Origin of the sequence: Achromobacter sp. 2789STDY5608615, from assembly GCF_001298995.1 — a bacterium.
GTDB lineage: Bacteria > Pseudomonadota > Gammaproteobacteria > Burkholderiales > Burkholderiaceae_B > Achromobacter > Achromobacter insuavis.
On sequence record NZ_CYTY01000014.1, the window covers coordinates 99,148 to 109,042 of the forward strand.

Below are 9,895 nucleotides of genomic sequence, written 5' to 3' on the forward strand. Positions count from 1 at the left end.
GGCTTCGGCGTTGGCCAGGAACGTCAGGTTCTTGGCCAGCATGTTGCCGGCTTCCAGGTCGGGCACCACCAGCACCTGGGCCACGCCCGCCACCAGCGAGCGGATGCCCTTGATGCGGGCCGCGTCGGGGCTGATGGCGTTGTCCAGCGCCAGCGGGCCGTCCAGCACGCCGCCGGCGATCTGGCCGCGGTCGGCCATCTTGCACAGCGCGGCGGCCTCGATGGTGCTGGGGATGCTGGGCGTCACCTGCTCCACCGCCGACAGGATCGCCACGCGCGGCTCGCCCAGGCCCAGGCCGTGGTGCAGGTCGATCACGTTGCGGATGATGTCGGCCTTGGTTTCCAGGTCCGGGAAGATGTTGATGGCCGCGTCGGTGATGAACAGCGGCTCGGCGTAGGTCGGCACTTCCATGATGAACACATGGCTGATGCGGCGGCCGCTGCGCAGCCCGGTGGCGCGCGCCACCACTTCGTGCATCAGCTCGTCGGTGTGCAGGCTGCCCTTCATCAGCAGCGAGGCCTCGCCGCCGCGCACCAGCGCCACGGCGGTCTCGGCCGCGGCGTGGCTGTGTGGCGCATCGACGATGCGGGCGTCGCCCAGGTTCAGCTTGTACTGCGCGGCCGTGTCGCGGATCTTGAGTTCCGGCCCCACCAGGATGGGACGCAGCAAGCCCAGGTCGCGCGCTTCCAGCGCGGCCGACAGCGACGGCTCGTCGCAAGGATGGGCGATGGCGCAGGCGGCGGGCGCCAGGGTCTGGGCGCGCGCGATGAGCTTGTCGTAGTGCGTGGAGGTGGGCAGACTCATTCCGGTTTGGCCTTGGCGGTGGCGGGTTTGCGGACGCGCACGGGCGCGGCTTGCTTGCGGGCGGCGGCCTTGACCGCGGCTTGCGGCGTGGACTTGGCGCTGGCCGCCGTGGCGGCGCGGCGCGGACGGGCGGCGGGCGTCGCGGATTCGGCCGGCGCGGCATCGCGTTTTGCGGCTGCCGGTTTGCGGACGGCGGGCCGGGTCGGGGCCGACGGCTCCCGTTTCGCGGTCGCGGCGCGCGCCGCCGTCTCGAAGATCCGTTCCATCTCGGCCAGGCTGGCGCGCGCGGCCGGGTTCAGCGGCTCGGCGGCTTCCAGCACGTGCTTCATGCTCTCCAGCGCCTCGCGGATGGCGGCCGGCGACGAGCCTTCCAGCAGCTTGGGCATGGTCTGCAGCACGGCCGCCGAGTCCAGCCGCATCATCATGGCCTGGTCGCGGGTGATGTCCTTGAATTCCTGCAGCGTCATGGCGTTGCCGGCCTCGGCGCGCATTTTGCGGATCAGCGCGAAGCTGCGCTCGTCCAGGCCGCCCTCGGCGCCGGCCACGTACAGCAGCATGCGGATGGCCGCGACGCGCAGGCCGCCTTCCTGCAGCAGCGAACGCAGTTCGGCGGCGCGCTCTTCCATGAAGCGGCGGTGTTCCGGCGACACGCCGGGGTGGCGGCGCGGCTGGCCGTCCTTGCCGCCCAGGCCGGCCAGATCCTGCATCAGCGGCGAACCGTAGACGCCCATGAAGGTGCGCTCGTCGGCCGAGTCGCGCAGTTCCTGGAAGATGTTCAGGCTGGTCTCGACCAGCTTCGAGAACATCTCCTGGGCCAGCAGGAACGGATTGTCCGGCGCCACCGGCTGGCGATGCTCGCGCACCTGTTCGGCCACCTGGGCGACCGGGGCGATCAGCGGGTTGCGGTCGGACACCAGTTCGTAGGGCAGGCGCAGCGGGTGCAGGCGCTGGCTCCATTCGGCCGACTGCGGCGTCACCAGGGCGCGCACCCAGGGCTGCACGAAGCTGCGATAGATGCCCAGGTTGATGTCGGAGATGCGGGCCACGGCCGCGAAGCGGCGGTCGTCGTCTTCCTTGCGGTCGACGATGGCGCGCACGTCGTCCATGTTGCGCTGCTCGAACGACAGCACGTACTTGCCATAGGCCAGGTCGGCGTTGGGCGTGTCCGGCGTCTTGTCGGCGATCTCGGCCTGGTAGATGCCCGGCGGCAGCACATCGATCATGTCGATGTTGGAAGTGAATTCCTGGTGCTCCTTGCGCGCCACGCTGCCGGACACGAAGATGCCCAGGTGGCCGATGCTTTCATGCACGGCGTAGACGATGGTCTGGTCGTGCGCCAGCACCTCGGCGTCGTCCTGGTACAGGTCGGGGATCCAGCCCAGCGCCTGCGGCGGCGGGGTGATGTTGTCGCCCTTGGAGCAGAACACCACGATCGGCGAGCGGATGTTGCGCAGGTCGATGCGGATGCCGTCGGAGGTGACCAGCCCGGCGGTCGACAGGCGGTTGCCGACGAACAGGTTGTCGACGATGTACTGGATTTCCGGCCCGTTCAGGAAGACGTGGCCGCCCCACCATTTCTCGAAGCTCAGGTAGCGGTCGGCCTCGGTGTCGACCTTGGCGTACAGGTTGTACTGCTTGGACCAGAGCGTGTTGGCGGGGTTGAGGTTCTCGAAGTTCTGCACCAGCCAGGCGCCGTCGAATTTGCCGTCGCCCAGGTCGCTGGTCAGGGCGGTGAGCCAGCTGCCGCCGAGCAGGCCGCCGGCGTAGCGCATCGGGTTCATGCCGCGCCAGCCGGCCCAGTAGGACAGCGGCGCGCCGGCGATGATGATGGGCCCGAACAGTTCCGGGCGCACGGCGGCGGTCATCATGATCTGCCAGCCGGCCTGGCAGTTGGCCACCACCACCGGCTTGCCCTCGGCGTCGGGGTGGCGGGCGATGATCTCTTCCAGGAAGTGCGCCTCGGCCTTCATCACGTCTTCGACGGTCTGGGTCGGCACCGGCTGCGGCAGGAAGGTGGCGAAATAGCAGGGATGGCCGGCGCGCACCGCCACGCCGATCTCGCTCTCGGGCTTGAAGCCGCCGATGCCGGGGCCATGGCCGGCGCGCGGATCGACCACCAGGAAGGGGCGCTTGATCGGGTCGACCGTCACGCCTTCCGGCGGCTTGATGCGCAGCAGGCCGTAATTGACCGGGCGCGGCAGCTCGCGGCCGTCCAGCACGAATTCGTACTCCATGCTGAGCACGTTCGGGGCCCGCTTGGCCATGTGGTCGTGGTACTGGTTGCCGCGCTGGCGCATGACGTCGGCGTACAGCACGCCGCGCTGCCAGGCGTCCACGGCATATTCATAGGCGGCCGTCCAGGGGTTGAAGGACGGGGCGGGGACGCGATCGTTGCCGGATCCGGCCATGGCGATCTCCTATAGGTAGCACCCGGCAGCGGGTGCTACCGGACCGGTTCTCCAAGTGGAACCAGCTGACTTGACCCCCCCATTACACCTGAATGGATGTTGCATCGCAACATGGGGACGGTTGATGCAAGTCAAACGCCCGGAACTATCCGTCCCTGCTTGATGCCGCGCCCGCGCCGTGATTCATGGGGCGTGGTGGCACACGGCTTCGATGCGGTTACCGGACGGGTCCGACAGAAAGGCGGCGTAGTAATGCGGATGGTAGTGCGGCCGCAGCCCCGGGGCGCCCTGGTCGCTTCCGCCGTGGGCCAGTCCGGCGGCGTGGAACGCATCCACGGCGGCGCGGTCGGCGGCCTTGAAGCACCAGTGGCGGCGCGCCGGCGGTGTCGGCGACGCCGCGGGATCGGCCTGGACGCTCAGGTAGGTATGGCCGGCATCGCCGGGGCGGCAGCGTTCGCCATAGCCCAGGGCGTCGGCGTGGTCGTAGACCTTGGCCGCGCCCAGGGCCGCCATGACGGCATCGTAGAACGGCCGGGCGCTGTCGAGTCCGGCGACGCTGATGGAGACGTGATCCAGCAATTGCATGGCGGCTCCGGGGGCGGGAATCAGGCGCGGGCCGCCGCGTTGTGCTCCAGCCATTTGCGCACCGAGGGGCGCTGCCACTGGGTCTCGGCATAGTCGCGCAGCGGATCGGGCAGGCCGTCCAGCCACAGGCGGCGCAGCGCCACCGCCAGGTCCAGGTCGGCCAGGCACCATTCATCGAACAGGGTCGACTGGCCCGCGCCGATCAGCGCGCCGGCCACGTGGATCAGCTTGGCCGCGGCCGAATGGCCGGCGTCCGACAGCGGTTCGCCGGCCCGGTCGTAGAAGACCGTCTCGGTCGGGCGTTCCTGGCGCAGCGCGCCCAGGTCGCTGCGCAGCCAGGCCTGCAGCTGGCGGGCGCGGGCGCGCTCGCGCGGCTGAGCCGGATAGAGCGCGGTGCAGGCGGGCGCCGGATGCAGGTCTTCCAGGTACTCCGCGATCGCGGTGGACTCGGTCAGGTTGAAGTCGCCGTGGGTCAGGGCCGGCACGCGCGCGGTCAGGGCGCGGCATTGGTACGGCTGCATGCGCTGTTCGCCGGCGTCGAGGTCGATCATGCGGACCTCGAACGGCAGCTGTTTCTCGGTCAGCGCCACATAGGCCGACATGGCGTAGGGGCTGAGGAACTGGGAATCGACGAACAGCGTAAACGGGGCGCCCAAGTGCATCTCCGGTCAGGCGGTGGATAAAAGGGGACTATGACGCAGAGCGTAACGCAATTGAAGTTTCGCGTGTCGCGCCGATGCGTCAGTCGACGATGAAGAGCTTGGCGCCGACGGCGGTGGACGAGCGGTGCGGCTCGGCCTGGTCGGCCACCTGGTAGCTCATGCCGGGGGTCAGCACGAAGGTGCGGCCGTCTTCCAGCTCGGTGTGCAGCTCGCCTTCCAGGCAGAACAGGATGTGGCCCTTGCTGCACCAGTGATCGGCCAGGTAGCCGGGCGTGTATTCGACCATGCGCACGCGCAGGTCGCCGAACTGGCGGGTGCGCCAGTAGGCCTTGCCGGTGTCGCCGGGATGCTCGGTGGGTTCGACCTCGGACCAGTCGGTGGTGCCGAAGGGGATATTGCTCATCTTCATGGTGGTTTTTCCTTGGGGGCGGCGCGCCGCGAAAAAGCGGAGGGCTCAGGCGGCCAGTTTCTTCTGCCAGAACATGGCGCGGCCGGTGTCCTCGTCGAGCGAATAGCCCTCGTAGCCGAGCTTGCGGTACAGGCCCTGGGCCACGTCGTTGCCTTCCAGCACTTCCAGCGTGATCTTGCAGCAGTCGAGCCGGCGGGCGCGGTCTTCCAGCGCGGCCAGCAGCTGCTTGCCCACGCCCTGGCCCTGGAACCGGGGCGACACCGCCAGGTCGTGCAGGTTCACCAGCGGGCGGCAGGCGAAGGTCGAGAAGCCCTCGAGGTAGATGGCCACGCCGGCCGCGGCGCCGTCGACCCGCGCCAGCAGGGCGCGCGCCGTGGGCCGCCTGGCCAGTTCCGCGATCAGGTTGCGCTGCGCGTACTCGGGCAGGGGCGTGCTGCCGCCCATGGGGCCGCTGGCGTATTCGTTGAGCATGGCCAGCACCTGCTGGCCGTGTTCCGGGTTGTTGAAGTCGACGTCGATGATTTCCAGCACGATCGGTTCCTGTTCATGGGCGGCCCCGCCTGTGGCGGCGGGTGGCGCGACCGTCAATTATGCGCGAAGCGGCGCGACGGGTCGAAGCGCATTGAAAAATCGCGCCAGAGCCCCTATCTTCTTTCTGTTCAGGGCCGAATCCGGCGCGAGCCGCCGCCTTTGGCTGCAACCCTCACCATGGGCTGGAAAATGGAGTTCAAGGACTACTACAGCATTCTTGGGGTGGAGCGCGGCGCCTCCGAAGACCACATCCGGCGCTCCTACCGCAAACTCGCCCGCAAATACCACCCCGACGTCAGCAAGGAAAGCGACGCCGAGGCCCGCATGCGCGACGTCAACGAAGCCTACGACGTGCTGCGCGACAAGGAAAAGCGCGAGGCCTACGACAACCTTGCCGCCGGCGTCTCGCCCGGGGGTGGCTTCCAGCCGCCGCCCGGCTGGGACGAAGGGTTCGAGTTCCATCGCGGCGCCGCCCCCGGCGAGGAGGCGCAGTTCAGCGAGTTCTTCTCGTCGCTGTTCGGCGGCCGCGGCCGCCACGCGCAGGGCGCGGGGCGCGAGCAGGAATTCCGCGCCCGCGGCGACGACCACCACGCGGCCATCGAGGTCGATCTCGAGGACGCGCTGCAAGGCGCCACCCGCGACATCAGCCTGCGCTCCATGACGGTCGACGACCAGGGCCGCCCGCAGGTGCAGACGCGCACGCTCAGCGTGCGGATCCCGCCGGGCGTGCGCGAGGGCCAGTTCATCCGCCTGGCCGGGCAGGGCATGCCGGGCTACGGCGGCGGCGAGAACGGCGACCTGTACCTGGAGGTCCGTTTCAAGCCCCATGCGCGCTACCGCGCCGAGGGCCGCGACCTGTACATGACGCTGCCGGTGGCGCCCTGGGAAGCCGCGCTGGGCGCCCAGGTCAACGCCCCCACGCCGGGCGGCACGGTCGAGGTCTCGGTGCCGGCCGGGTCCGGCAACGGCCGCAAGCTGCGGCTGCGCGGCCGCGGCATCCCGGGCGATCCACCCGGTGACCTGTACCTGGTGCTGGAGCTGGCGCTGCCGCCGGCCGACAGCGACGCGGCCAAGGCGGCCTATCGCAAGATGCAGCAAGACCTGCCGTTCAATCCGCGGCGCCACCTGGGGGTCTGATCATGAAGAAAGTCGTCATCAGCAGCGCCACCGTGGTGGGCAAATCGCAACCGCTCAGTGCCGACGACCTGGCCCGCGCCTGCGGCGCCGAGGTCGACTGGGTGGTGCAACTGGTCGAGGTCGGCATCGTCGACGCCAGCGGCCCGCGCCCGGCGGAATGGCGTTTCTACAGCCTGGACCTGCAACGCGCCCTGGACGCGCGCCGCCTGGAGCGTGATTTCGGCGCCGGCCTCGACGCCGTGGCGCTGATCCTGGACCTGAGCCAGGAAGTCCGCCGCCTGAAGGCGCAACTGCGCGCGCTGGGCGCCGACGAATAAGGAGACAGACCATGCTGACCCTCTATCACGCGCCGCGCTCGCGTTCCTTCCGGATTCTCTGGCTGCTGGAAGAACTGGGCGTGCCCTACGACACCGAGATGGTGTCGATCCGCCGCCGCGACGGATCCGGCCATATCGCGCCCGACTACATCGACATCCACCCGCACGGCAAGGTGCCGGCGCTGGTGCACGATGGCGTGCCGGTGTTCGAGACCCCGGCCATCGCGCTGTACCTGACCGACCTTTATCCCGAGGCCGGCCTGGGCCCCGTCGTGGGCGACCCGCAGCGCGGCCCCTATCTGACCTGGCTGTCGTATTCCACTGGCGTGTTCGAGCCGGCCATGACCGAGCGCGCCTTCAAGACGCCGCACCAGGACGGCACGATGGGCTGGGGCTCGGCCGACGAGGTCGAGCAGGTCCTGACCCGCGTGCTGCAGTCCCGCCCGTTTTTCCTGGGCGAGCATTTCAGCGCGGTCGACATCGTGCTGGGCGGCTCGCTGCAATTCATGATGCAGGTCAAGGTGATCCCGGAGAACCCGGTGTTCTCGGCCTATGCCGAGCGGCTGGCGGCGCGTCCGTCGATGCACCGCGCGCTGCAGCGCGACGGCGACATCGGCGAGTCCTGATTACCTGAGGCGTTCGCGCAGGTCCGCCTGCCATTGCGACGGGCGGCCCAGGAAGCGGGCGGGTTCCAGCAATTCGCAGGCGCCGTCGCGCTCCAGCGCCAGCGTCGGGAAGCCCGAGCCGCGCAACTGCTCCAGCAGCGCGCGGCTTTGCGCGAAGTGGCGGTCGGTGGCTTCGCCGGCGGTGGCGTCATACGCGGCCTGGAAGGCCGCGCCGTCCAGGCCGATCTCCTCGGCCAGGCGGCGCAGTTCGGCGGGATCGGCGATGCGCCGGCCCTCGACGTAGTGGGCGCGCTGCAACCGTTGCAGCATGTCCAGGCCGCGTCCGTCCAGGGCCTGGGCGGCCAGGATCGCGGTGGTGGGCGGAGCCGAATCGAACACCGCGCCGCGGTCGCGCAGCAGGCCGTCGACATACTCCGGGCCGAACACCTGGCCGGTCAGGCCGGCAATGCGTTCATCGTGCGGCATGACGTAGCGGCGCAACGCCTCGGTGACCGGCTGGCGGTTGCCGCCGGTCATCATGCCGCCGCCGTGCAGCGCGATGGACAGGCCGTCGATGCCGCGGGCGGCCTGCACCAGCGGCGCGGCGCCGTAGCACCAGCCGCACAGCGGGTCGTAGATGTAATGCAGGATGGGAAGGGAAGAGGTAGCCATGGCGCCATGGTAGAGGCGTGTGCGCGCCGGAAATAGCCCGGCGCGGTAGCCACAGTGTTGCGCCGGCCGTGCAGATGATGCACGGCCGGCGCGGGGGCGTCAGCCCGCGATCTGCACGCCGATCCAGAACAGGCCGGCCGCCAGCAGCATCGAGGCGGGCAGGGTCAGGATCCAGGCCAGCAGGATGTTGCGCACCGTGCCGCCCTGCAGGCCGCTCTTGTTGGCGATCATGGTGCCGGCCACGCCGGACGACAGCACGTGGGTGGTGGACACCGGCAGGCTGAAGACGTTGGCCAGGCCGATGGCGCCGACCGCGGTCAGCTGCGCCGACATGCCCTGCGCGTAGGTCATGCCCTGCTTGCCGATCTTCTCGCCCACCGTCAGCACCACGCGGCGCCAGCCGACCATGGTGCCGGCGCCCAGCGCCAGCGCCACCGCCACGATCACCCAGAAAGGCGCGTATTCGGTGGTGGCGGTCAGGTCGGCGCGCAGGCGCTGCAGGTCGGTGCGCTCGCGCGCCGGCAGGCCTTCGATGCGGGCCACCTTCTTGGCGGTGTCGTCCAGGCACAGCAGGTAGCGGCGCACGTCGATGCGCTTGGCCGCCGACAGGTCGGCGTAGTTGCTGACGCCGTGCAGGTCGGCCTGCAGCGCGTCGATGGTGGGCAGGGTCAGTTCGGGATCGCAGCGGAAGGTGCGCGGCAGGTCCGAGGCCGAGCCGGCGCGCTTGAGCGCCAGGAAGTCGCCCAGCATGGCTTCGTTGCGCTGGTAGAACGCGCTCAGGTGGGTGGCCGCGTCGCGCGTGCGCTCGATCTGGTAGGTGGTGCTGTTGGTGTCCAGCACGAAGTTGGCCGGCACGATGCCGATCAGCACCAGCATGATCAGGCCGATGCCTTTCTGGCCGTCGTTCGAGCCATGCACGAAGCTCACGCCCATGGCCGACAGCACCAGCACCAGGCGATTCCAGAACGGCGGGTGCTTCTTGTTGTCGATGGCGCGGCGCTGCTCGGGCGTCTTGTGCATCTTCGACAGCGGCAGCCAGCGCTTGAGCGCCAGCAGCAGGCCGCCCGCGACCAGGAAGCCGGCCACCGGCGACACCACCAGCGAGGCGCCGATGTCGATCGCCTTGCCCCAGTTCACGCCCTCGGCCAGCGGCAGGTCGGTGATCAGCGCGTTGGCCAGGCCCACGCCCAGGATCGAGCCGATCAGCGTGTGCGAGCTGGAGGCCGGAATGCCGAAATACCAGGTGCCCAGGTTCCAGGCGATGGCCGCGGCCAGCATGGCGAACACCATGGCCAGCCCGCGTCCGGTATCGACGTTGATCAGCAGCTCCACCGGCAGCAGGTGGACGATGGCGTAGGCCACGCCCACGCCGCCGAGCAGCACGCCGAGGAAGTTGAAGATGCCGGAAAGCACCACCGCCAGATGCGGCGGCATGGCCTTGGTGTAGATGACCGTCGCGACGGCGTTCGCCGTGTCGTGGAAGCCATTGATGAATTCGAAGGCCAGGACGAACGTCAGGGCCAATGCAAGGCTGAGGCCAACCCAGAGGTCGAGGCCGTGAAAGAGGGTGGACATGGAGGCGGGGGAGGATCCGGCGGAGGCCAGATTATTACAGATTTGTGACCTGTCCCTGGTTGCGTCAGACAACTTTTGCCGTCCGCCATGGCCGCCGGCCGGAGCAGCGCCGCCCCGGCCGCCTCCTCAGAACTTCTGGTACTGGAACTCGATTTCCAGCGGCTTGCCCAGGTTGGCCGAGGTGTCGGCC

11 protein-coding genes are annotated in these 9,895 nt (G+C 69.4%); 3 read left to right on the plus strand and 8 right to left on the minus strand.

The window, feature by feature from the left end:
• The 6 genes from AOZ49_RS14430 to AOZ49_RS14455 all read right to left on the minus strand — a co-directional run.
• On the minus strand, positions 1-804 hold an 804-nt coding region (locus tag AOZ49_RS14430; RefSeq protein WP_054476040.1), incomplete at its 3' end, for a phosphate acetyltransferase.
• Complete coding sequence (locus AOZ49_RS14435) at positions 801-3,212, minus strand: DUF3141 domain-containing protein (RefSeq protein WP_054476042.1); 2,412 nt, start codon at positions 3,210-3,212, stop codon at positions 801-803. The genes AOZ49_RS14430 and AOZ49_RS14435, both read right to left, overlap by 4 nt.
• 183 nt (positions 3,213-3,395) lie before the next feature.
• Positions 3,396-3,797, minus strand: a complete 402-nt coding sequence (locus AOZ49_RS14440) for a VOC family protein (protein ID WP_054428531.1) — start codon at positions 3,795-3,797, stop codon at positions 3,396-3,398.
• Positions 3,798-3,817: 20 nt separating this feature from the next.
• Complete coding sequence (gene yfcF / locus AOZ49_RS14445) at positions 3,818-4,453, minus strand: glutathione transferase (protein WP_006390852.1); 636 nt, start codon at positions 4,451-4,453, stop codon at positions 3,818-3,820.
• An 85-nt stretch (positions 4,454-4,538) separates the two neighbouring features.
• The gene (locus AOZ49_RS14450; RefSeq protein WP_006390851.1) at positions 4,539-4,868 is read right to left on the minus strand and encodes a DHCW motif cupin fold protein; all 330 of its coding nucleotides are present in this window, start codon (positions 4,866-4,868) and stop codon (positions 4,539-4,541) included.
• A gap of 45 nt (positions 4,869-4,913) precedes the next feature.
• Entirely contained in the window at positions 4,914-5,399 is a 486-nt protein-coding gene (locus tag AOZ49_RS14455; protein WP_054428529.1) for a GNAT family N-acetyltransferase, read from the minus strand.
• A 189-nt stretch (positions 5,400-5,588) separates the two neighbouring features.
• Between AOZ49_RS14455 and AOZ49_RS14460 the strand changes: the two genes are divergently transcribed.
• The 3 genes from AOZ49_RS14460 to AOZ49_RS14470 are packed head-to-tail and all read left to right on the plus strand — an operon-like array spanning position 5,589 to position 7,479.
• Positions 5,589-6,536 carry a DnaJ C-terminal domain-containing protein gene (locus AOZ49_RS14460; RefSeq protein WP_054476044.1) on the plus strand — a complete coding sequence of 316 codons (948 nt, stop codon included), beginning with the start codon at positions 5,589-5,591 and terminating at the stop codon, positions 6,534-6,536.
• A gap of 2 nt (positions 6,537-6,538) precedes the next feature.
• Complete coding sequence (locus AOZ49_RS14465) at positions 6,539-6,853, plus strand: chaperone modulator CbpM (protein ID WP_006390848.1); 315 nt, start codon at positions 6,539-6,541, stop codon at positions 6,851-6,853.
• 11 nt (positions 6,854-6,864) lie between these two features.
• Positions 6,865-7,479 carry a glutathione S-transferase family protein gene (locus AOZ49_RS14470; RefSeq protein WP_054476046.1) on the plus strand — a complete coding sequence of 205 codons (615 nt, stop codon included), beginning with the start codon at positions 6,865-6,867 and terminating at the stop codon, positions 7,477-7,479.
• Here the strand turns inward: AOZ49_RS14470 and AOZ49_RS14475 are convergent, their stop codons facing one another.
• Together AOZ49_RS14475 and AOZ49_RS14480 are read right to left on the minus strand one after the other, a co-directional pair.
• The gene (locus AOZ49_RS14475; RefSeq protein WP_054476048.1) at positions 7,480-8,130 is read right to left on the minus strand and encodes a DsbA family protein; all 651 of its coding nucleotides are present in this window, start codon (positions 8,128-8,130) and stop codon (positions 7,480-7,482) included.
• 99 nt (positions 8,131-8,229) lie between these two features.
• A complete protein-coding gene (locus tag AOZ49_RS14480; protein ID WP_054476050.1) occupies positions 8,230-9,705 on the minus strand; it encodes an inorganic phosphate transporter in 1,476 nt (491 codons plus the stop codon).
• Positions 9,706-9,895: the final 190 nt, after the last annotated feature.